Annotated in this window: 1 protein-coding gene; it reads left to right on the top strand. The window is 46.7% G+C overall.

Annotated elements, in window-relative coordinates; all coding sequences use genetic code 11:
• A partial coding sequence (locus tag ACFI6G_RS22230) for a flagellin (RefSeq protein WP_462710486.1) occupies positions 1-473 on the top strand: 473 nt, incomplete at both ends.

The raw sequence follows: 473 nt of genomic DNA on the forward strand, positions 1-473 counted from the left end.
AAAGACTGGAACGTTCAAGCGGGTTCTAACGACCTGAAACTATCGTTCACCGACAACTTCGGCCAAGCGCAAGAAATCGACATCAACGCAAAAGCGGGTGACGATATCGAAGAGCTAGCAACGTACATCAACGGTCAACAAGATTCTGTGAAAGCGTCTGTAACTGAAGACGGTAAGCTACAAATGTTTACTGGTAACAACAAAGTTGAAGGCGAAGTGGCGTTCTCAGGTAGCCTAGCGGGTGAGCTTGGTATGCAACCTGGCAAAGACGTAACGGTTGATACTATCGACGTAACGTCAGTGGGTGGTGCACAAGAGTCTGTAGCAGTAATTGATGCGGCACTTAAGTACGTAGATAGCCACCGTGCTGAACTGGGTGCTTTCCAAAACCGTTTCGACCACGCTATCAGCAACTTAGACAACATTAACGAGAACGTTAACGCATCTAAGAGCCGTATTAAAGATACCGATTT

It is taken from the genome of Vibrio sp. PSi01 (genome assembly GCF_054960695.1).